At 50.4% G+C, this 21,618-nt stretch carries 23 protein-coding genes and 1 pseudogene; 12 read left to right on the top strand and 12 right to left on the bottom strand.

Annotated features, from left to right (window positions below; all coding sequences use genetic code 11):
• The first annotated feature begins 126 nt into the window (after positions 1–126).
• Genes FH603_RS25675 through FH603_RS25665 form a run of 3 tightly spaced genes read left to right on the top strand, consistent with a single transcriptional unit; the run spans position 127 to position 1,733 of the window.
• A complete protein-coding gene (locus FH603_RS25675; RefSeq protein WP_235985608.1) occupies positions 127–387 on the top strand; it encodes a zinc-binding dehydrogenase in 261 nt (86 codons plus the stop codon).
• Between the two features lie 5 nt (positions 388–392).
• On the top strand, positions 393–1,301 hold the full coding sequence (locus tag FH603_RS25670) for a helix-turn-helix domain-containing protein (RefSeq protein WP_186741700.1): 909 nt from the start codon (positions 393–395) through the stop codon (positions 1,299–1,301).
• A gap of 30 nt (positions 1,302–1,331) precedes the next feature.
• Entirely contained in the window at positions 1,332–1,733 is a 402-nt protein-coding gene (locus FH603_RS25665; protein WP_186741698.1) for a (R)-mandelonitrile lyase, read from the top strand.
• Between the two features lie 427 nt (positions 1,734–2,160).
• On the opposite strand, the gene FH603_RS25660 is transcribed toward FH603_RS25665, so the two are convergent.
• Positions 2,161–3,165: a zinc-dependent alcohol dehydrogenase family protein gene (locus FH603_RS25660; RefSeq protein WP_186741696.1), complete on the bottom strand. Its 1,005-nt coding sequence runs from the start codon at positions 3,163–3,165 to the stop codon at positions 2,161–2,163.
• 95 nt (positions 3,166–3,260) lie between these two features.
• On the opposite strand from FH603_RS25660, the gene FH603_RS25655 reads away from it, so the two are divergent.
• From FH603_RS25655 to FH603_RS25625, 7 genes and pseudogenes are all read left to right on the top strand, one after another.
• Positions 3,261–3,659: a winged helix-turn-helix transcriptional regulator gene (locus FH603_RS25655; protein WP_186741694.1), complete on the top strand. Its 399-nt coding sequence runs from the start codon at positions 3,261–3,263 to the stop codon at positions 3,657–3,659.
• A 28-nt stretch (positions 3,660–3,687) separates the two neighbouring features.
• Positions 3,688–4,275, top strand: a complete 588-nt coding sequence (locus tag FH603_RS25650; RefSeq protein WP_186741692.1) for a Crp/Fnr family transcriptional regulator — start codon at positions 3,688–3,690, stop codon at positions 4,273–4,275.
• Between the two features lie 188 nt (positions 4,276–4,463).
• Positions 4,464–4,817 (top strand): nuclear transport factor 2 family protein, encoded by a 354-nt coding sequence (locus tag FH603_RS25645; RefSeq protein WP_186741690.1) that lies wholly within the window; start codon positions 4,464–4,466, stop codon positions 4,815–4,817.
• Between the two features lie 93 nt (positions 4,818–4,910).
• Complete coding sequence (locus tag FH603_RS25640) at positions 4,911–5,525, top strand: YceI family protein (RefSeq protein ID WP_186741688.1); 615 nt, start codon at positions 4,911–4,913, stop codon at positions 5,523–5,525.
• Positions 5,526–5,581: 56 nt separating this feature from the next.
• Positions 5,582–6,745, top strand: a pseudogene (locus FH603_RS25635) (IS3 family transposase).
• 578 nt (positions 6,746–7,323) lie between these two features.
• Positions 7,324–8,457, top strand: a complete 1,134-nt coding sequence (locus tag FH603_RS25630; RefSeq protein WP_186741686.1) for a transposase — start codon at positions 7,324–7,326, stop codon at positions 8,455–8,457.
• A gap of 462 nt (positions 8,458–8,919) precedes the next feature.
• On the top strand, positions 8,920–9,588 hold the full coding sequence (locus FH603_RS25625; RefSeq protein WP_186741684.1) for a recombinase family protein: 669 nt from the start codon (positions 8,920–8,922) through the stop codon (positions 9,586–9,588).
• Positions 9,589–9,795: 207 nt separating this feature from the next.
• On the opposite strand, the gene FH603_RS25620 is transcribed toward FH603_RS25625, so the two are convergent.
• From FH603_RS25620 to FH603_RS25585, 8 genes are all read right to left on the bottom strand, one after another.
• Positions 9,796–11,016 (bottom strand): DUF1501 domain-containing protein, encoded by a 1,221-nt coding sequence (locus FH603_RS25620; protein WP_186741682.1) that lies wholly within the window; start codon positions 11,014–11,016, stop codon positions 9,796–9,798.
• Between the two features lie 34 nt (positions 11,017–11,050).
• Positions 11,051–12,493, bottom strand: a complete 1,443-nt coding sequence (locus FH603_RS25615; protein ID WP_186741680.1) for a DUF1800 domain-containing protein — start codon at positions 12,491–12,493, stop codon at positions 11,051–11,053.
• Positions 12,494–12,554: 61 nt separating this feature from the next.
• Positions 12,555–12,833, bottom strand: coding sequence for a hypothetical protein (locus FH603_RS25610; RefSeq protein ID WP_186741678.1), 279 nt, complete (start codon positions 12,831–12,833; stop codon positions 12,555–12,557).
• Between the two features lie 134 nt (positions 12,834–12,967).
• Positions 12,968–13,123 carry a hypothetical protein gene (locus tag FH603_RS25605; protein ID WP_186741676.1) on the bottom strand — a complete coding sequence of 52 codons (156 nt, stop codon included), beginning with the start codon at positions 13,121–13,123 and terminating at the stop codon, positions 12,968–12,970.
• A gap of 56 nt (positions 13,124–13,179) precedes the next feature.
• Positions 13,180–13,599 (bottom strand): hypothetical protein, encoded by a 420-nt coding sequence (locus tag FH603_RS25600; protein ID WP_186741674.1) that lies wholly within the window; start codon positions 13,597–13,599, stop codon positions 13,180–13,182.
• A gap of 144 nt (positions 13,600–13,743) precedes the next feature.
• Positions 13,744–14,262 (bottom strand): Spy/CpxP family protein refolding chaperone, encoded by a 519-nt coding sequence (locus FH603_RS25595; protein ID WP_186741672.1) that lies wholly within the window; start codon positions 14,260–14,262, stop codon positions 13,744–13,746.
• A gap of 5 nt (positions 14,263–14,267) precedes the next feature.
• Positions 14,268–14,582 (bottom strand): hypothetical protein, encoded by a 315-nt coding sequence (locus tag FH603_RS25590; RefSeq protein ID WP_186741670.1) that lies wholly within the window; start codon positions 14,580–14,582, stop codon positions 14,268–14,270.
• A gap of 109 nt (positions 14,583–14,691) precedes the next feature.
• Complete coding sequence (locus FH603_RS25585) at positions 14,692–15,282, bottom strand: RNA polymerase sigma factor (RefSeq protein ID WP_186741668.1); 591 nt, start codon at positions 15,280–15,282, stop codon at positions 14,692–14,694.
• Between the two features lie 133 nt (positions 15,283–15,415).
• On the opposite strand from FH603_RS25585, the gene FH603_RS25580 reads away from it, so the two are divergent.
• Positions 15,416–15,742: a transposase gene (locus FH603_RS25580; RefSeq protein WP_317171334.1), complete on the top strand. Its 327-nt coding sequence runs from the start codon at positions 15,416–15,418 to the stop codon at positions 15,740–15,742.
• Here the strand turns inward: FH603_RS25580 and FH603_RS25575 are convergent.
• The gene (locus tag FH603_RS25575) at positions 15,693–16,700 is read right to left on the bottom strand and encodes an IS110 family RNA-guided transposase (RefSeq protein WP_186741666.1); all 1,008 of its coding nucleotides are present in this window, start codon (positions 16,698–16,700) and stop codon (positions 15,693–15,695) included. The two genes, FH603_RS25580 and FH603_RS25575, sit on opposite strands and share 50 nt — an antisense overlap.
• A 350-nt stretch (positions 16,701–17,050) precedes the next feature.
• Here FH603_RS25575 and FH603_RS25570 point away from each other — a divergent pair, with 350 nt between their 5' ends.
• Positions 17,051–17,674, top strand: a complete 624-nt coding sequence (locus FH603_RS25570) for a DDE-type integrase/transposase/recombinase (protein ID WP_186741664.1) — start codon at positions 17,051–17,053, stop codon at positions 17,672–17,674.
• A 155-nt stretch (positions 17,675–17,829) separates the two neighbouring features.
• On the opposite strand, the gene FH603_RS25565 is transcribed toward FH603_RS25570, so the two are convergent.
• Together FH603_RS25565 and FH603_RS25560 are read right to left on the bottom strand one after the other, a co-directional pair.
• A complete protein-coding gene (locus tag FH603_RS25565) occupies positions 17,830–18,834 on the bottom strand; it encodes an IS110 family RNA-guided transposase (protein WP_186741662.1) in 1,005 nt (334 codons plus the stop codon).
• 958 nt (positions 18,835–19,792) lie between these two features.
• Positions 19,793–21,502, bottom strand: a complete 1,710-nt coding sequence (locus tag FH603_RS25560; protein ID WP_186741660.1) for an alpha/beta hydrolase-fold protein — start codon at positions 21,500–21,502, stop codon at positions 19,793–19,795.
• Between the last annotated feature and the right edge of the window lie 116 nt (positions 21,503–21,618).

The raw sequence follows: 21,618 nt of genomic DNA, 5'->3' as shown, positions 1-21,618 counted from the left end.
TTGCCATTGAGAGTCCGTTAGTGCTTGAAACGATTCGTTCATGATCTTGGAGCTTGGTAACTACAAGATAAGACGGACTCTCATTTTTAGACTATCCAAAACATACTCTTAAAGGAAGGCGGTATATTGGTCAGTGTTAACACGGATTTTCCCTTCAACGATGACGTACTGCAGGCACTTGCTAGCCAAGGCGCGACCGGCGAACTGGCGGCTAACCAGCCCCGCCAGGAGTGGCTGCGGGAAATGGCGCAACTGGTGGATGAAGGCCGGGTGCGGGTACAGATCCGACAGGTGTTTCCCCTGGAACAGGTGGCCCAGGCGCACCAGGAAAGTGAAGTCAGACGTGGGCGGGGTAAGCTGGTGCTGGAAGTAAGGAAAGAAGGGTAGTAACTATGAGACACATCAAAACGATCAGCGAATTCTATCGATCCATCAACCTGCCAGCACCGCAACATCCGCTGATTAGCGTACTCGACGTGGCCACCGCCGTGTACGATGATCCCGATAAGTCAGGAAACATGGTCCTGGATTTTTATTCCATTGCGGTCAAACTAATGGGGAACGTCAGCGCGACCTATGGCCAGCACACATTCGATTTCGACGAGGGTATTATGTCGTTCATGTCACCCAACCAGGTGTTTAGCCTGGCGGCTGACGACAAAAACGCAGCCGTAAAAAAATTAGGGTGGGCCATTTACATCCATCCCGATTTCATCTGGAATACGCCCCTGGCCAGGAGCATCCGGCAGTATGATTTCTGGGGGTATTCGCTTCATGAAGCTTTGTTTCTTTCGGCCAGGGAAGAAGCGGTGATGAATACGATAATCCGGGCAATCCAGCAGGAATGTGAGGCCAACATCGACCAGTTTAGCAAGCCAATTATCATCGCGCACCTGGAGAGCTTACTGAACTACGCGGACCGGTTTTATCACCGCCAATTTCTCACCCGCGAAAAAGCAGCGCATCAACTGCTCGACCGGCTGGAAACCGTACTCGATGCGTATTTTAACCGGGCTGATGGAGAGAACAGGGGATTGCCCAGCGTGCGCTACGTAGCCGGGGAGCTGAATCTTTCGCCCAAGTACCTGAGTACGTCGCTGCGCGTATTGACGGGGCAAAACACCCAGCAGCATATTCATGAAAAACTGATCGAAAAAGCCAAGGAGAAACTATCGACTACGGAGCTGACCGTTGGTGAGATTGCGTATGAGCTGGGGTTTGAACATCTACCCTCGTTCAGCAAACTCTTTAAGAGCCAAACGAATCAGTCACCACTGGCCTTCAGAGCGTCGTTCAACTAATTAGGATCGGTACAAACCGGCGAAAAGACCATGCAAATTGACCGTATTGGCAGTTCACCAGCCAACAGACCTCCCGAAGACAGCTTCACGGGCGATGTCTCAATTAGTAGTTACTTCCAGCGGTCGGTACCGAGTCGGCTGGCGGGGGCTATTGTTACCTTCGCGCCCGGCGCACGTACGCCCTGGAAGACCAATCCACTCGGTCAGACGCTGGTGGTGACGAGTGGTGTAGGCTGGGCGCAATGCGAAGGCGAGTCGATTGTCGAGATTCGCGCGGGCGATTTGATCTGGTTTCCGCCCGGAGAACTGCACTGGCAGGGGGCCACACCCGATCAGGCGATGACGTACGTCGCTATCCAGGAATCCGTGGTCGTGTTGTTCGGCAGGCAGGTGACCGACGAAGAATACCACCAGGGTCCCCCGCATCATTGAGTTGAGCATCAAGCGGAGCCTAAACAGCCGTTCCGACCCCATCTTGACCCGGAAATGACCCCACAGTTGACTTAACCTGTTTCTTCTTCCGGGTACTTTATCCTGCGCTCACGTTCACGCGTAGCCTTTTCTAAGCGAGTGAACGTTGGGCTAAAAACGCACAGGACTACGAAACTCGTGCTTAAAGCGGGTTGTGTCTGCCGATACGCGCGGCTTCCCATCGGAGGCAGGTGGTAAATTCCAGATAAAAAAGGTACAGCCAGGTCGTGATGATTTATTGGGGCGGCCCGCGCCGTACCTTTTTTTAAATACACCCGATACCGATAGGCTGATAGAATAGTTCAGCCGTAGATAGTCTTGTCCACGGCTAAACTACTTGCCATCTTGTTTTCGTGCGCTTAGCCAGCAAGTGGCGTTACGGCCGTTCTCATACCGTCACGACGACTTTTCCGACGTGCCGGTTAGATTCCAGAAAGCGCGTGGCTTCCACGATGGACCCGAAGGGAAAGGTTTTGCCGATCACCGGCTTTAGTTTGCCCTCGGCGATCCCCTCGTTGATGAACGCGATAGCGGCCTGGAGCGACGCCTGATTCAGCATCAGGTCCATTGAGGTATAACCCCGGATGGTGGGTAGTTTGGTCAGCACCTCTAACATCGGGAACGGGGTTGGTTCGGTGCTCATCGCTCCGTACACAAACACCTGTCCCCGGCTGGCGGTAGCGCCAATCAGTTCGGCAAACAGTGGGCCACCCACCGCGTCCAGCACGATGTCGGCACCCTTACCGCCGGTGATCTCGTTCACTGCCGCCACAATGTCGTCTTCCCCGCTGACGAGCACATGGTGCGCGCCCGCTTCCAGGATGGCTTCTTTCTTGGGCGCCGAACTGGTAATGGCAATGGCCGTGCCGCCCACGTAGTTGGTCATCTGAATGGCCGACAGGCCCGCGCTGCTCGAAGCCGCCGTGAAAATGACCGCCTGCCCCGCCTGAATCTTCGCCGTATCGATTAGCAGACCGTACATGGACAGGTAGCTGACCCATACGGCCGCGGCTTCCTCGTAGGAGAGTGACGCATCGTGTTTGATAACGGTGTAGTCCGGTACGTTAATCAACTCGCCGTAGGTGCCGTAGTCGTGCAGCGAAAAGGCGGCTATCACACTGACTACGTCACCCACCTGCACCTGCTGCACATCGGCGCCAACCGCATCGACAATTCCGGCGGCTTCGTAGCCAAGTCCGGCGGGAAAGATGGGCTTTTCCACGTAGTAGCCCGTCCGATACATGACATCAGACCGATTAAGGCCGATGGCTTTCACCTTGATCCGCACTTCGTGAACCGCCGGGGATGCAACCCTTAGATTCTGAATTTGTAGTACATCCGGGCCGCCCGTTGCCGTAAAGCGAACGCCACGGGCTGATTTTGAAGAACTCATCGCTGTAGTTGTTAATGTTTATGCAATTTTAAAGAGTACCTAGTACATTTGCAGGCAACACAACCAAATGTGGGTTACAGTAAAAATTGTAAGTAATGGCTAATGTGAAGGAAACATCGACTAACAGTGTAAATCGCCGGTTCCTGACCAGCTGCGACATGACCTACGCCGTTCAGTTGATGGGGGGGCGGTGGAAACTGCTGATTCTGATGCGGCTGGCAGGCGGCAAACTTCGGTTTGGCGAACTCAGAAAGTTCCTGCCGAACATCACCGAACGGATGCTGACACTTCAGTTACGGGAAATGGAAGAGGATGGGTTACTCATCCGAACCGTTTACGCGGAAGTACCCCCCCGGGTCGATTATGCCCTGACGCCCATTGCCCATGACCTGGTGCCGATCTGCCAGCACCTGCACAGCTGGGGAGCCAGCCACCGGAAGGCGCACGTGGGGCAGGCGTCCCCAATGGCGCACACCGAAGCCGTCCCGCAATAACTCACCTACTTAATCCCAACGATAGCGTATGTTTGACCGCATCATTCAGCACGTGCAACAGGAAATAGCCCTGACTACCGACGAAGTGACGTATTTCACGACGCTGCTGACCCCTAAAAAATTACGCCGACGGGAGCACCTGCTTCGGGCGGGCAAACCCTGCGATTTTATAGCCTACGTCAGCCGGGGGTTGCTCCGGTCGTTTACCACCGATGCCGCCGGAGCCGAACACGTACTGCATCTGGCTCCGGAGGACTTCTGGCTCGATGACCTCAATAGCCTGCTGAGCCGACAGCCCAGCGAGTTCACCATCGAAGCGCTCGAAGACAGTGAGGTTGTCCTGATCTTGGCCCAGCACTTAGAGCTGCTCTATGATCGGCTACCGGCCTTCGAGCGGTTCTTCCGGCTGCTGAACCAGAACAGCTATATCCGAACCCAGAAACGGCTGCTGTGCGCCAAAGACTGGCCGGCCGCCGACCGGTATCAGGAACTGATACGCCAGTTGCCAACCATTGAACAGCGCGTGGCCCAGCACCAGATAGCCTCGTTTCTGGGCATCACGCCCGAATCGCTCAGCCGACTCAAAAAAGGGCTGTACGAACAGCAGCACACCTGATCGACCCTTTACGATCTCCACAACAGGCCTGCCGTCGACTTTTGAAAGGGTCAGCGGCAGGCTTTTTTTGATGAACTCGGGCTGACCAAAGTCTTACCATACATCAATGGAAGAGGAGGTCCCGGCTCCTGACCTTTGTGCCGTTAGTCGATCACCAAAAAAACATACACCGACTGGCCACTACGTCTATGCAAACACTAAGTAAATCAGTCAACGCACTCAATGCCCAGATTATGGCGGGCGACATCTTAGGCGCTTTCGAGCGGTTCTACGCCGACGATGTGGTCATGCAGGAAAACGAAAACGAACCGGTCGTGGGCAAAGTCGCCTGCCGGGTAAACGAAGAAGCTTTCGTCGCTAGCATGACCGCCTTTCGGGGCGCGCAGGTCAAAAACGTCCTGATCTCCGACGGCATTGCGGCCATTGAATGGCACTTCGATTTCGACCATGCCCAGTGGGGGCCACGCACCTACGATCAGGTGGCGGTACAACGCTGGCGCGACGGCCAGATTGTGAACGAGAAATTCTATTACAATAATTAAAGGGGACTTTAGCCCGGTAAACGGCCCTGCCGGTGCCGGGCTACCTTATTTGCCATCACTTTTTTTGGATTTGACGCAATAACTGACAACTCAATGAAAACGCTTCATGTACTGGCTGCCAGCGCAGCCGCCCTGCTCATGGTGGGTCACCTCATCGCCGGTCCCGTTAAACCGGCGAATAAAGCAGTGGCTTACCGACTCGACGTCTCGAAGAGCCAGCTTCACTGGACCGCTAAAAAGATCACCGGCGAACACATGGGTACGCTGGCTTTCAAAGAAGGCGGCCTAACGTTCAACGGCAACAAACTGACCGGTGGTCAGTTCACCGTCGACATGACGAGTTTAGTCAACACCGACTTGACTGACAAGGGGTACAATGATAAGCTGGTCGGTCACCTCAACTCGGATGACTTCTTCTCGACGGCCAAACACCCTACGGCTACGTTCAGGATCACGAAGCTTACCCCAACCGGGCCTGCTACCTACCAGGTAACGGGCGACATGACCATCAAGGGAATTACTCAGGCCACCACCTTCCCGGCTACGGTAAAGCAAACCGCCACGGGAGTGGAAGCCACCGGCAAGCTAACGCTGGACCGCACCAAGTACGACATTAAATACGGCTCGAAATCATTCTTCGAGGGGCTGGGTGACAAGGCCATCTACGATGACTTCGATATTGACCTGAAATTAGTGGCTAACCGATAATGGTCCTGCTACATTTGACTGGACATTAAGTTAAGAGTCATCTAACTTAGTGAACCATGAAAACCAGGAGACAATACGACGAGGAGTTTAAAAAAATGGCAGTGGAGCTGTCGGATGCTAAAGGCTCTCTGAAAGCGACCGCTGAAGAGTTGGGCATAACCCCACAGATTCTCACCCGATGGCGTAGAGAACGAGCGCCTTCTCAAGCCCTCAGAGCTGGTAGCGGAACCCAAGGAAACCGAGAGCAGCAAGAAATTTTACTCCTCAAAAAGCAGCTTAAGCAAGCTGAATTAGAACGCGATATACTAAAAAAGGCAGTCGGCATCTTCTCCAAGGGCGACGGGAAATATTCGAATTTATAAAAGCTCATCAACGTGAGTTTCCTGTTGAGACGATGTGTAGAGTACTGAACGTGAGCCGCAGTGGGTATTACTACTGGTTAGCCCAACGACCGACCAAAAGAGCCAAAGAGAATGAAACGCTTATCGTACTAATAAGTGATTCATTTACAGCCAGTAAGAAGCGCTATGGCAGTTCAAAGATTACCCGCGAACTGAGGGCTAAAGGCATAAAGGTATCTCGACCCCGAGTAGCCAGGTTGATGAGGAAGGCTAATCTCAAAAGTGTTATTCAGAAGAAATATGTAGTGACCACAACTGACTCCAAGCACACTTACCCCGTGGCCGAAAACCATTTAAACCGCCAATTCAATCCTATAAAACCGGGTCAGGCATGGGTTTCTGATCTGACCTACATTGCTACTGGTGAAGGCTGGCTCTATCTGACCATCATCATGGATTTGTATGATCGGAAAGTGATCGGTTGGGCCTTGAGTACGTCGATGAAGGCGTCTGAGACGACTATGCCAGCTTGGCAAATGGCCCTTAAAAACCGGCCTATCGAACGGAATTTAATCTTCCATTCCGACCGAGGAGTGCAATATGCCTGTCATGCGTTTACGGGCTTGCTAAAAAAACATCCGCTGGTTTTGCAAAGTATGAGCGAAGGGTAACTGTTGGGATAATGCTGTGGCGGAGAGCTTTTTCAAAAGCTTAAAGTCAGAAATGATCTACCAACACGACTTTAAAACTAGAGAAGCGGCTAAACAGGCGACGTTTGAATACATCGAGATCTGGTACAACCGGCAACGGAGGCATTCATCGTTGGGGTATCTTTCCCCTTTTGACTACTATAATGGGCAACTTCAGCATGTTGCTTAAAGATTTGTCCAGTATTGTGTTGCAAGTCCAGAGCAGGCGCGTACTGAAAAGGTTATCATCCGATTGAACCCGATTTTCACGCATCAGATCAACCACAAATTCATTAAGTGTCCGCCCGACCTGAACCGTCGCACAATGATTGCTTATGGATCGCACAACTTGTCTGAAGCCTCGATTAAGTTGAGAGACTATCTGATGAGGGAGAAAAGCTCGAAGCGGTATACGCACGAAATAGGCTTAGATAGGCTCCATTACATGTTATGTGAAAAATGGATGAACGAGAAACGGAAGGCCAAAGTAACCGAGTATACCGAGAAAGCGATCAAGACTGTCAAAGCACTTGGACTGATCACTAAACATGAGATTCTACCTTCCAAATCATCAATGGGGCCAAAGGTCGTATTTCACATAAATAAAAATTGGGGCGATAATTTGCAAGTTTCTGATTAACAAATAGTTAACCTCTATTTACTGCACTCAGGCTTAGTACTGGACATTGACGGGATAGCATAGCAAAAGCGAGGGCAAACTACGTGCTTTGTAACGTGACTCACATTGCTCGACTTCGCTCCTCGCTCTTGGACAAATCTAAGGACTTTGCCCAACATCTCTCCCCCGCCCTACTCAATAATTTGCTCGTTGTAGCCTGTGCCATCCTGCTCAAAGAGACGGTCAATCTCAATAAACTCAAGAATCAGGTGGGCCTGTTATTAGGCAAACGACAGATTAAAACGGACTCCCATTACAAGCGGCTCACCCGGTTCTTCAACGATAAAACGGCGCAGCATAAGCTCTGGAAATGGCTCATTATCTGGTTGTTAGACTACATTAAAGGCTGGGATGGTCGTTCCCGAAGTATCTATCTGACCCTCGATGGTACCTCCTGGCAGTTGGGCACCCACCAAATTCACCTGCTAACGCTGTGTTTGGTTTACCGGGGCGTGAGCCTGCTCCTGTTGTGGCGCGACCTGGGCAAGAAAGGACACTCCTCCCAGCAGGAACGTAAACGGCTGCTACAGCAAGCAATGAAACTCTATCCCCTAAGGGGCTTCTGTTTATTAGCCGATCGTGAATACGAGGGTAAAGAGTGGTTTAAGTTTCTGACTGACAATAAGATAAACTTCATCATTCGCCTTCCCAAAACGGTTTACAAAGCAGATATCAGTACCGGTGGTAAAGCCTACAGCGCCTTACTCAAGCGGGCCTTGCGGGGCCGCACTGTTAGCCAGTGGTTCGAATTGGAAGGCTACCGCTATCAGTTTGTGGCCCTGTGCCATCAGGATGGCCCGCAGAGTGCTGACCCCCTGGTGCTGCTGGTGAGTAATCTGGATTGGCCCAAACAGACCATCGCGGAGCGCTACCGGATTCGGTGGACGACGGAATGCTTCTTCAAGCATCTGAAGAGCAATGGGTTTGACTTGGAGGAACTGGGTTTTGAGTCCCCCCGAAAGATTCGGTTGCTGGTGGCTATTGTCGTAGTGCTCTATGTGATCTGCGTGGCCGAAGGGCTACGCCAGTTTCATCGGATCAGAGCCAAGAAAAAAAGCCAATATGAACCCTTGCGGCTACGGGAATCAATATTTCGCAAAGGCTATTCGGTGGTGGTCAATGAATTAATCAGTATTGCACATTTTGTAGATTGGCTACTGGCGCAACTCACCAAGCACCTCAAGGTGCCAATACGCCTGTTTTTCTTCAATGTCCAGTACTGAGGGGCATTTTTTAATGAACTACGCAATTGATTGTGAATTAGTGACTTACGGCTAAGAATGGTGATGTGAAAAAATAGTCCACAAAAACGCTTAATTTTTTGAACAATAGATACCTACCCGCATCGAATGTAAAAAGCTTATTCGCATAAGTAGGTTTGTTTTAGGGTCATCAATCCTCGCCCGCAAGACTCCGAAAATGGCCTTGAAACCCTACCACGTAGCAAGCGCCTCTCCCCATACACCAGGCCTTCTTTTAGCAACAAGGTACCTACCGTTGAGGGGTGCGCTACTGCGGCGCACGAAGGCGCGCAACATCACGAAAATGTTGTCACTGGCTAGGCCTACGGCTAGACTCTCTTGTCGGGGTGGAATGATTTGGTATTTTTTGGTTAGTGACACGAATCAAGAAGGAGCGTTCCTGATTCGTGTCAACTCATAATTATTCCGTATCTTGTCGCCACTATGCGCTACATCGCTTACTACCGCGTCTCTACCCAAAAGCAGGGCCGATCCGGCCTGGGCCTTGATGATCAACGCCACATGGTCCAACGATTCCTCCGAGACCAGGACGAGCTGGTGGAGGAATTTACCGAAGTCGAGTCGGGCCGCAAGAAAGACCGACCCCAGCTGCAAGTCGCCATCCAGACGGCTAAACAACACGGGGCCCGGCTCTTGATCGCCAAGCTCGATCGACTCAGTCGCAACGCGTCGTTCGTCATGGTGCTGCGCGATTCGGAAGTGGACTTCGTCGCTTGTGATCTGCCCGATGCCAACACACTCACCATCGGTATCATGGCCAGCTTTGCTCAGCACGAAGCGGAGCAAATATCCAAACGCACCCGAGCGGCTTTAGCCCAGAAGAAAGCGCGGGGGTTCATCCTGGGTAAGTCTGAGAACTTCACCGATGCCCACCGCACCCAGGGCGTGGCCATGATAAAAGCCAATGCGCTTACTCATCCGGCCAACCGCCAGGCGGGCGAGCTGATTCGGCTCTACCAGCGGGATGGGTTGAGCCTGCGGGCGACGGCCGAGCGACTCAATGCCCACGGGTTCCGCACCCGCTACGGCAAGTGCTTTCAGAGCGAGACGGTACGCCGGATGCTGAAACGACAAGCGGATGGTAATGGCTAGCCTTGTACGTGTGTAAATTTATGACCAACTAATAATTACAAGTAAATTATCATTATAAACTTGCTCATTTAACAATAGTGTAAGACAGAACGTAGACTGCCCCGTAATTGCAACAAAATATGACCTATCGGATTATCTAAGAAGGGGCATCAGCCTTGACAATCAGTTGGATTAACGATCCTGGATTGGGTAAACAACACCCCTTATTTACACAAAGCCAAGCGTTTCGAACTGGCGGCCCAGAATAGCAACATCATCGGTCTTGAGCCAGTCACGCAGCAGCGTAGCGTAAATGCTGCGGAAATCGACCGTGTATGTAAGGTCACCTTCGTCCAGATTAGTCAGGTTGGGGGCTTCGTTAAGGACCTTTCCCGTTGACAGCTTACCACCTATCAGAAATACATTGTTGGCCGTACCGTGGTCGGTGCCGTTGCTGGCGTTTTGCTTCACCCGCCGACCAAACTCCGAGAACGTCATTAAGAGTACATCGTTCAGTTTGTTAGTGGCCTTCATATCACCCATAAATGCTTTTACAGCCTCGGCGTACTGCCGCAGTAGCCGCTCCTGCTGGCCGGGCTGGTTGATGTGCGTGTCGAAGCCAGAAATCGAAATGTAATACACGCTGGTGCTTACCCCCGACTGAATCAGTTCCGACACCGTTTTTAACCGATTGCCCAGTTCATTGGCCGGGTAGGTGCCTTTGGTGGCACTGACTGGTTTGGCCAGTCGCGCGGACTTGTCGTACACGTAAGCGGCCGACGAAACCGTTTCGGCTAATGTCTTATACAAGTAGGCCACGCTACCAGGCTCGTTCACGTGGCTAGCTTTAGCTAATCCCTCCACTAGCCCGCTGCGGGTCTGGGTGTAGAGTTTTTGAGGATTCAGCATCGCCAGCCCATTCACGTTGGTGCCTTTCAGGGCTAAACTGAGCGTGTCGTCCACCTCAACAGCCCGGTGGGACTGACATGTATCGGACCCGGCACAGTTGGCGTCCAGGTAGCGGCCAACCCAGCCCGTGGACAGGTACTTATCGGAGTCGCTGGCCGTTTGCCAGATGTCCATTGACCGGAAGTGTGACCGATCCGGGTTCGGATACCCAACGTTGTTGATGACGGTCACCAACCCATCATCGTATAAGGCTTTAAGCGGTTCGAGAGCTGGATTAAAACCAACTTCATCATTGAGGGCCAGTACCTTATCGCGGGCAATGGCCAGGGTGGGGCGTTCGCGGTAATAAATATCGTTTCGAAATGGTACGACGGTATTCAGACCATCGTTGCCACCCGATAATTGTACAATCACCAGCGTTTTGCCCGTAGTTGGGGCCACGCCCAATTGATTCAACTCAAACGCTTTCAGAAAATGCGGGAGAAGCATCGTTCCGGCCGTGGTTAGGGCCGATTGTTTCAGGAAGTCTCTGCGTTTCATGGAGGTTTATTTTGGGGAGCAAAAGCCTTCGTTGTTAGCACATTTGGTATTCCGGCAAGGCCATCAGCGCGGCCGTCAGGGTTTGTAGTTGTTCGCTGAGCGAACTCTCGGGCCTCACTCGCTGCACGACTATTGATCGCTGCCCGTCACCCAGCGGTTGCTGGAGCAGGTAAGCGGCTAGTTCGTCGGGAAGCCGTTCGGCCGGCACTTTCTTGAAACTTTGTTCGAACGCCATCCAGGAAACCGTGGCATTCATCGCCCCTTTTCCCCGGCGTGACAGCAATTCGGTATTGACATCTCCATCGTCTTTTGGTTTTGTAGTCACCTGAGCGGCCTGCAATAGCACCTCAGGTAACTTCATCCGAAACAGTAAACTCGAACTGTCGATCCAGTTGCGGCCACCGGGCCAGCCTGCCACGTTAGGCGGATAAAGCAGAACCTGCCCCAGGGTGCGCTGAATGAACACGACTGATTGTTTTTGCTTAAACCGAATGCCGAGCGTGTGCTGCATCCCGGCCACCAACTCGACCGGTGATTTGATACGGGTGCCAATGTTAGCCGGGTCATAGAACCAGTCGGCGGTCAGGATCGTTTCGAGCAGATCAGCAATGTCGTAGCCACTGCCGTAAAAGCGGTCGGCTAATGTGTTGATCCGCTGGGTTGTAGCGGCATCCGTGTCCTGCTCATTGACCAGAAAGCGATAGAGTTTGCCGGTTACGAACTGCGCCGTTTGTTTCTGTTGGAGCAGTAGACTAATCACATCGTCACCCGCAAAAGTACCCGTCTGCCCAAAAATCGTTTTAGGGCCGTCGTCGTGCTGAAACTGGCGAAAAACAAACGTACCTTCGGCGTTGAATCCCCAGCCGGTAAAGGCTCGGGCGGCATCTTTAATGTCCTTTTCGGTGTAATTGCCCCGTCCCAGCGTGAACAACTCCATCAACTCGCGGGCGAAGTTTTCATTGGGGGCATTTTTGCGATTTTGCTGATTGTTCAGAAATTGAAGCATGGCCGGTTCCTTTGATACGGCCATCAGTAATTCGCCAAAATTGCCCAAAGCATGCTGGCGGAGCGTGTTGACGTAGTGCTGAACGGCACCCGGATTACGAACCCGGCAGGCAAAGTGACCATGCCAGAACAGGGCCATCTTTTCGCGCAGGGCCTGCTGGCAGGATGCCATTTTTTCGACCCACAGCACGTTCAGATCCCGAATGAGTTCGGTGCCCTGTTTGATTTTCTGTTTGACCGCCTCCCGGTCGACCATCCCGCCCCGAAACAGTTCTTTCAGGAGTTTTTTGTCAACCAATTGATCGGGGTCTATAACCAGCAGGGGCGTAAAGGACCTGCTCTCCTGGAGCAAATCACGCACCACCTTCCGGATGGGTTTGCGGCTTTCGCGCTGCATGACCTCTGGGGTAGCCCCGAAAGCGGCCCGCCAGAATAAGTGCTGAATGTGGTGCTGTTCGCTGATACGGTCCATGCGGGTTATCTTTTTTATCAGTAATCGTTGATTTAAGTAATGGAACGGGCCAGTTTTATGCTCACCAAACCACCCGACGAACGGGCCTGCGGACCACCACTACAGGCCTGGGCGCTACGTATACCCGGCGGGGCGCCACGTAAACTCGACGCGGAGCTACGTACACCGGAGCGGAAACCACGAGCCGCCCCGGCACGACAACCACCCGCTGCTCTGGAACGACTACTACCGGGCGGGGGCGCGGGGCATACCGAACCACAAAGCGCTGTGCTTCGCTAAATTGGCTGCTAAACAGGCCAATAGCCAGGGTAAGAAAAGCTACTATTTTTGAGGTTTTCATCGTTTTTCAGGTTTATGTTGAGACAAATGCTAAAAATAGACAACGAACCACCGGACCCTGGCCGATGTACTATTCTCGTCAACAAAGAGTTGCTCGTTTCATCGTCAGGCCAGCGAGTCCGGAGGAATCAGGCACTATTCAGCCGTTTTCTTTCCCCGCAGCAATAGACTGATAAACGCAGCCTCCTCGAATCCCTGCGACAAACCACACCGTCGGACAACGTACAGCCGTTGCTTACCCGCCCCCACATCCAGCTGGTACCCAGGCCGCGTTCGCTTAACGCTCATCATGGGGTTGATTGAGCGTAAGGGGATATACTTGGTATCCTAGCTTGATCAATTGCTGATCAACGCTTTGCCCGCTGGCCGCGATTCCGCTTCGCCTGGCCCTTACGAGCGTCTTTAAATGCATCGTATTGCTTGTACTGCTCCTCGCTGAACACTTTTTTCAACTCCTCGTCTTTGCTGGTCATCATAGTGCGGACTTGTTTGATCGACTCCCGGCTTCGTTCGGCAGCGTCCATCAGCGTTTGGGCCTGCTGGGCGTATTTGAGGTTGATGGACGCTACGGCCGTTTCCTGTTGAGCCGACAGATCAAGTTGTTTTTTCATCTGCTCCGTCTGCCGCTGAGCGCGTTGTTCGGGGGTGCTGTTGGCCATTTTCTCCCGGCGATTGGCGCGGGTTTCAGTCGTAGGCGTTGGTTGAGCTGAAGCCTGAACGAAGGCAAATGCGGCGATTAACAGGGCGAAAATCAGGTTGCGTTTCATAAGATTACTGAATTGGTTTGACATGGTTTTTAAGCGGGGGTATGTACGTTTTTAAGGGTGTAAGGTGGTTCCGCTTACAGGTGGTCTGTTCATCAAAAACTAACACACTTATACAAATGCGGTGCTGCCAAAAAACTTGCGGGGTCATTGATTATTTTTTTCCAGTTTCCGTCGTCGTTCTCGTGTAGCATTCGGATCGATGCGGTTAAGCCGTTCCCTCAGGCGGGTCATTAGCTCGTCGAAAGCGGGCCGTTGCGCCGGGGTGCAAAGCTCCCGGACGCGCCGCCACTGCCGAAAACGAAGCCGGGTAAGCTGACCCGTTTGGGCGTTCATGCGGTCGACCAGCGAGTCGACAACCGCCTCGGTCGGGGTCGTTGGTGCCTGTAGGCGCGCGAACAAGTCGGCCCGCAACTGCCGAAGGCTAACTTCGTGCGGCCGGATGGCCTGCCGGAGTTCCTGCCGATATTGCCGGTACTGAAACCGTTGCTGTTTGTCGAAACCTAAGCGGTTGGGCAGAAATGCCTCCGCATTACCCCCCCCATTGGTCCGATTGATCCGTAATGGCTCCGTCTTTCGAAAAATCCAGCCGATCGTTCCCACGTTCAGGCAGAGCAGCAGCCCAATAGCGGCCCAGAGCCAGTATTGATTACGTTTGTCGTTCATGTTGATTACCAATCTAATACGGTGGCTTCTGCCCCCAAATCACCCGCCATTCCGTCGAAAAACTGTTGCTCTTCGTGTTGATCGAGATGCCGTTGAAAATAAAGGGCTGTTGAAACGTTCAGCATCAGCACCAACCCGAGCGTCGCCAGCGCGTAGGCTGGTCGGGACACCCAGGAAACTGCCGTTCGGTCAGCCTGTCGGCGTTCCAGCCGCGCCTGTAGGCGGGTGCTGAAAAAGGGCGGTGGACTCGCCCGTTCGATTCCGTCCAGAGAACGTAGTGTTTTCTCAATCTCGTCGTCTGGTTGTTTATCGGTGTTCATAGTTTTGGGGTATTTGAGTTATTAATTTTTAAGTTTTTTATGATCAATACTAAGGGGTTGGTCTACAGTTAGTTGGTATCTGATAACCTGGGACTAAAAAATTCAACACTTAAAAACCACTGTCTTTATAATAACTGCCCAACTGTTTCCGCAGGTTCACTTTTGCCCGGTGCATCAGCGACTCTATCGACGATAACGAGGTATTCATCACCTCCGTAATTTCTGCATAACTCAATCCCTCGACATGGTGGAGCGTGAAGGCTACTTTCTGCTGATCGGACAACCGACTGATGGCCCCAAACAGCACCTTTGCCCGCTCCTTCTGCTCCAGTTTTACGCCCGGATGCTCAAAATCGACCGGGTGCCAGCGATCATCTGCTGATTCGTCATTGTCGCTGGTTCCGTACAGACTCGTCAGAAACGCAAATCGTTTGCGGGCGTGTCGTTTCCGGTAGCTTTGGAGTGCTTTGGTCGTGGCAATCCGGTAAATCCAGGCCGTAAGTCTATCCTCGCCCTCAAACCGGTGAATGGATTCAAAAATTTCAACGAACACTTCCTGCGCCACATCTTCGGCTTCTTCGGGTTGCTGTACGATGGCCAGCACCGTGTTATAGACTCGGTGCTGGTAGGCATCGACCAGCTGCCGAAACGCGTCCTGACTGCCCCGTTGAAGCCCGTCGATGAGTTGTTGAAGTTCCAAAAAGCCGGTAGTTGTGTCGTTAAACAGATAAATGCACGTTGGAGGAAAAACTTGCGGGCAGGTTTAAACTAAAGTGAGGACTATTGACTTTTTTGGTAGTTGACAGCGCTATTATAGTGTCTTAGCCCCCTGAATGACTGGACAAAATTGCAAAAACAGTTTAGTCCTTTTACATTCAGATACCATGAGCAAAATAAGGCGGAGTTTTACTCCCGAAGACCGCTATTCCATCGTCCAGGAAGCCATCCGGGACGGCCATGCCGAGACTTCTCGCAAGTACAACCTGTCTCCTTCGTTGCTGCGCAGGTGGCGATTGAAATATTTAAGCAAAGGCAAAGAAGGACTGAAAGATTCCTATGCACGTCTCGATCCCCAACTGCGAGCACTCGAACCGGGCCGATTTCTATGGTTCAAACAAGGGTTGGCGTATAATTTTTGTCATATTTTTTGCCCCGTTTGACGACCGCATAGACCCGATGGATAAGTTTGTTTCTTAGTGCGTTGATAACCAACATCTTATTCTTTCCCTCTTTGATTTTTCGTTGATAATAATCCTGTAGTTCACCTTTCACCTGTAGAGCCGACATGGCTGCCAGATGGAGTACCGTTTTAAGTGATTTTCGAGCGTGGTGGTTTACACGGGTCTTGCCTCGCACACTGCTGCCCGAAGAGTGTTCGAAGGGAGCTACACCAGCATGGCAAGCTAGTTTTTTGGGATCATCGATGGTTTTAAATTCATCACTGGCTAGGATCAGTTCCGTGGCCACGACTTGGCCAACACCGGGTACAGAAGTGACCAACTCAAAGAGCGATTTCAGAGTAGGATCATCAGTGATCAGTTGTTTGATTGCTCTTTCAAACCCATTTAAATCACTTACTAGCGCCTTTAGCGAGCTACTGCAATGCTCGCCCAATTGGGTGGTAAGGGCTTTGTCGCCGAATCGTTTTTGCTCGGCCAAAGGCACTTTCAACTGGTTAATCATACCCTGTAAGCGCTGACGAAGACGGGTAAATTCAGCTAGCTTTTTCATCACTGGTCGAGCTGGCTTCCAGAGCCGGATGCGGTCTTGAAAGCAATAAGCGTACTCAGCAATCCGTTGAGCGTCAATGATATCGGACTTACCTCGTTGCAGTCCGCCCGCCTGTTTAATCTGTAGGGAAGCTTCCAGCCAGATCGGTAACTGAGCCTGAAAAAACACGTCCAAAGCATGTGCGTTGTAAAGACCAGTGTGCTCCATACAAACCACGCAGTTTGAGCGATCAAAATCAGGGAGTGCCTGGAGTTGTTTGATCACCGCTCGGATAGCAGTTGGTGAGTTTTCAGATTGGGTCTGCCAGATGATACCTTTATTGGCATAAACAGCCCAATCGAGTGTATTTTTCGAAACATCAATCCCAATAAAGTGGCGAATGTCCATTGAAGTACTTAATTTTAGGATTAGACAATCAGACGCTTACTCATCACTCGCTACCTTGCTAATGGGACTGCTATCCCTAATTTCTATTCGAGGCTGAGTAAGAAAATCCGAGCGGGACCTGAATCGGCCCATAGGGCGTAAACCTGGCCGGAGACGGTAGGGAAGCCCGCTCGGTTGTCTGTCTGGCAAGCTACCTAAATCTTGGTTTCTTACCACCTCACAAACTTAAAGGCCGGGGCGGAGGAAAATGAACGTCTGAAGCGGATTGTAGCAAAACAGGCTTTGGAAATTGAGATCAAGAGTGAACTGCTAAAAAAAACGCCTGTTCAACCTCGGAGAAACTAGCGCTAATGAAACAGTTCGAAAGACGAGTAAGTCGTACCCTATTATGCCAGTGGCTTGGCCTGCCCCGGAGCGTGTCTTATTATCAGCCCCAGTCCGGTACACCGGGAGCCCGACCCAGCCAGGTAACGATGAAATTGGATGGATCATGGATAGACAATCAGCTGATAGTGAGCCGTATTCGGCAATTGCTGGATGTTGAGTTCAATGCCCTCGGCTATGAATACATCACGTATGAGTTGAAAAAAGAGTACTTGGTCAACAAGAAAAAGGTGTATTGGCTAATGAAGGAGCATAAATTGCTTTTAGGCAAAGTGATCCGGCCGACAGGTAAGCGGGAATTCGTTAAATTCAGACGAATTGAAGCGACCAAGCCTTTGGAATACCTGTGCTGGGATATCAAATATGTTTGGATACAAGGGGAACGACGGAATTACTATCTGCTGAGTGTCATTGATGTGTATAGCCGCAAAATTCTGGACTGGCTGTTTCAGAGCAGTGTTCGTCAAATCGATTTAATCGATCTTTTTCGACGAATAAACCGGAGTCATGAACTGAAAGGGGTCATTCTGCGCAATGATAATGGCAGTCAGCGGTCCGCCGCCGCGGTTCATTGCTCATTCGGTGCGTAACTTTTTGAAAAGCTCATAGATTAAGCAGGAATTCACGCACGTGGCCACTCCTGAAGAGAACTCGTATATTGAAGCTTTTCACAGTATTTTAGAACATGATGTCATTGAGCGAAATGAGTTTACCAGCTATTACGAATCGGACGGATTTCTATGATCTAAACAAGCATGGGGGTATATTTTTCGTCATAGTTTCGATCCTGGCGAACACAGGCAAAAATGCGGTGAACCATTTTATTCCGAACATTATTGAGAACTAACATTTTGTTCTTGCCCTCACTTACTTTCCGTTGGTAATAGAGCCTTAGTTGAGGACAATGCTGAATAGCTGACATAGCGCCTAAATGCAGCAGAGACTTGACTTTCTTATTTGCCATATGACTCACTTGAGGTTTGCCTTTTCGCTGACCGGAGCTTCGTTCAAAGGGCACCACTCCGGCATAACAGGCAAATTTCTTAGGATCCGATATCGCATTAAATTCATTTGTAGCCACAATGACTTCTGCGGCGGTGATCTGGCTAATGCCGACGACTGAAGTGACACGCTCAAAAAGTCGCTTCAATTCAGGATCTTGCTGAGCCAAAGTTGCAATTGCTTTGTCGACTGATTTTAGATCCGATTTGAGGGCTTTAAGCGATGCGGCACACGCTTGTTGGTCAGTTTTACGGTCAGCTTTTTCAACAAAACCTTTGGTATCAGTCAAGGGGGTCTGTAACATTTTAATAACTTTGACCAGTCGGGCACGTTGCGCTGTCAATCGGTCTAGTTGAGCAATAACGGCACGAGGTGGTGTCCATAAGCGAGCTTCGTCGCGATTTTTATAAGCAAACAGGGCGATGCGTTTGGCATCCACTTGATCGGTTTTACCTCGTGTAAGCCCTATACTTTCTTGAATATGAGCGGCTCGCTCTACCCAGATATTGGCAGACTGCTGGTGAAGTGCTTTCAGCAAGGGGTTATTATAGATTCCCGTAAATTCCATACAGAATAAACATTGGCCTAGGCTTGTTTTTGTTTGCTGACGTAAATCTTTGAGAAACTGCGTGATACCTTTCTTATCATTGGTTACCTGTTGATGAAACAAGATTTGATTTCCTTTGGCAACCGCAAAGTCAAGGGTAGCTTTGGAAACATCCACTCCAATAAAATAAGTAAACTGCATAGTAGTACAGGGTAAAAAAACAGGGATGACCAACGTTTAGACTCCTCAATACCTTTCTAATGGGTCGTTAGCTCGCATTTCTATTTGAAGTTAGCGTCTAAAATGTTCCGACAGGTCCCTGAATCCGTCCATAGGTCTTACCTTGCCGAAGCCTTAAGGTGTTCCTGTCGGAGTTGGTTTTCACTAGCTGTGAATGGCATTAAGTTACACGGTCAAATCTTAGAATCGTGCAACGGAGTAAATCTAAAGGCCGATGCCGCCAAAGAAATGTTTGGCCGTTATTTTTCCCATTACAACCGCCGGGCGGCCCCGCAGCATCGGCTACACCGTTCGATTGGCTTCGTAACACCCCAGCAAAAATGGGAAGAAGCACAGGTAGTGTACGACACAACCTTTTCAGAAAATCTGTCCAGTTAATAGGGGGCTAACACAGAGTCAAGCCAAGGGCTTGGGCAATAGGACCTTGTTTCCAACCCGCCTGATCGAGCTCGACACAGCGTCGTCGTAATACTTCGTAATCCGCTGGTTTGTATTTTGGCATACTGACAACAAGCCATCAGTATTATAAACCTACTCACGGAGCTATAATAACTTATTTGTTAGAGCACAATACGAAAAAATGGTAGAATTTCACACCTCAGAAAAGGCTAAAATGACTCATTAACAGTCGGTTTATCTAAAAGGAGGGTTACCCATTTTAACCCGTTTTACTTAATCGGATGCTTCTAACCGGAGCCCCGGCATTTGTTAAAAGCAATTGTCTCTTTAAACGCTCCTATGTGAGACGAAGGGGAGTTCATATATATGCTTCAAAAATGGGGCGTTTAAAATGACAAAACGTATTTGAAAGTTGTGTTTTCCAGAGCAGTTTTCAAACTACACTTATGTGGTATGAATAAGACATAAATAGGCTAGAGGTAGTTAAAATAGCAGATTCTTGAAAAATAGAACACTAGCTTTACTTAACCTTTAGCACTAAGTGATTGGCCCATACCGCTTGACGATCACCTTCTCGTTGGTAGGTAGTCAATAAGTACTCTTTATCGAGATGTACCAAGCCACTGTATACGGTCTTATTGTTGACAAGGACCCGGATTGGTCGTTTAAAGTCAACCATTTCAGGGGACAGATAAAGACGAATCAAATTTACATGAGAAGTCGTCAACCGGAAGACGTTATTCGAATAACTTGCTTGGACTGCGCCCGACCGACGAGGAAACACAAAAGCTCGTGAGCTACTATCAAGCAGCACGCTAGGGTCTTCTACACTACGCCAACTCCGGACACTCACATTGGTCGACTGGTGCCAGTTTGCCTTGGTTGAGAGCGTATCCAGGCCTGCAATTTCTAGCCAGTCACAACGTCCATGCTGCACATCATCACACTCCCAATAAAGCTGGTTGGCGAAGGGATTCCGTTGTTTTGCCAGCATGTTGGCGAAAAGTTGCTGGTAGACGCTCTTCACGGAGCTGTCTTGGGAAAACATTAAGTAGCTGTGATCACGTTTGCCTATTACTTCCTGGTTTGACCAATCCATGCCCAATTGGTTGGCTAAAGCCGTGACCGAACGATGCCCCTCTAAGGGAAAATAATAGTCATAATCGGTGGCCACGTTATGGAAAGAACGGTTGCCTCCATTACGCAAAAACGTGCCTCCGGTTCGGACCTGGGGACGATTATTTATCCCCGAGAATCCCGCAAATAAGCTGGGTTCCTTCATTAGGTAGGAGAAGGCTCCGGTTGCCCCGTTCGAGTGACCAGTAATATACACCCGGTTATCAGCAATAGGATACATCTGTTTGACTTGGCGGATCACTTTCGGCACTAAGTCGAAACCCGCATCCGGCTGCATCCAATTATATTGGCGGGTACCATAGGGAAACACGGCAATTATGTCAGACTGACGAGCCTGCTCGACAAACGAAGCACCAAAGAAACCGGTTGTGGTCGTACTATCAGCGACATCGGGAAAAGAACTTTGCTGACTGACCGCTCCGTGTAAGACGACTACCAATGGATAATCTTTTCGAGGATCAAAATTGGCGGGTAGCTGAATCATATAAGGTACCTCAAGGGAGTCCTTGTAGGATAGCCAGGCATATTGATAGCGTTCAGTGGACGAGTAGCTTCGTAGGGGGCGGGTTTGTCGGAGCTGTTGATAGAGTTGCTCAGCGGAAAGGCCGTTAGCGACGATAGCCCGTTCTTGATCTGCCTGCGCCAATAAGCGTTTTTGTTCTTTTCGAAAGGGTAAACTTGCCCGAATCCGTTCTTGCTTCTGCTGTTCAATAGCCTGATCGATTTGTGTCATCAATGCCTTCCAGCGAGGATCGTCGCGCAGCCAGTCGAAGTTGGCGTTAAAATAGGCGTTCGTAGCGATGTCCGAAGCCGCTACCAAGCTGGTATAATGAAGAGCTAAGGAGGTATCCTTATCTAAGCTGGCGAATTCAGCTGCGTTTAAGTAACGCCAATATTTATCAGCGGGGTGATCCTCCCCATCTTTAATAGCCCATTTAATGGCTTCTTTCCAGTTCTTTCGATTGATATTAGCCCCCATACTATCCAGGGCTACGTTGTCTGATTGAGCAAAGCTTATACTACCAACCAGTAAAAACAAAGGTAACCACCCAATGTGACGTACATAGAATGGTAGCAATGAAGCAACATACATAAATTATAGACTTTATTGCAACGTATTAGAAACGGGCATAGGACTATAGCCAGAAAACTCCTCCCCATATTGCTCCCACCAGCTTTTGATAAACGACAGTTTATCCTTGAATTGAT

Source organism: Spirosoma utsteinense (genome assembly GCF_014282275.1).
Lineage (GTDB): Bacteria > Bacteroidota > Bacteroidia > Cytophagales > Spirosomataceae > Spirosoma > Spirosoma utsteinense.
This window is presented reverse-complemented; position numbering and strand designations above follow the sequence as displayed.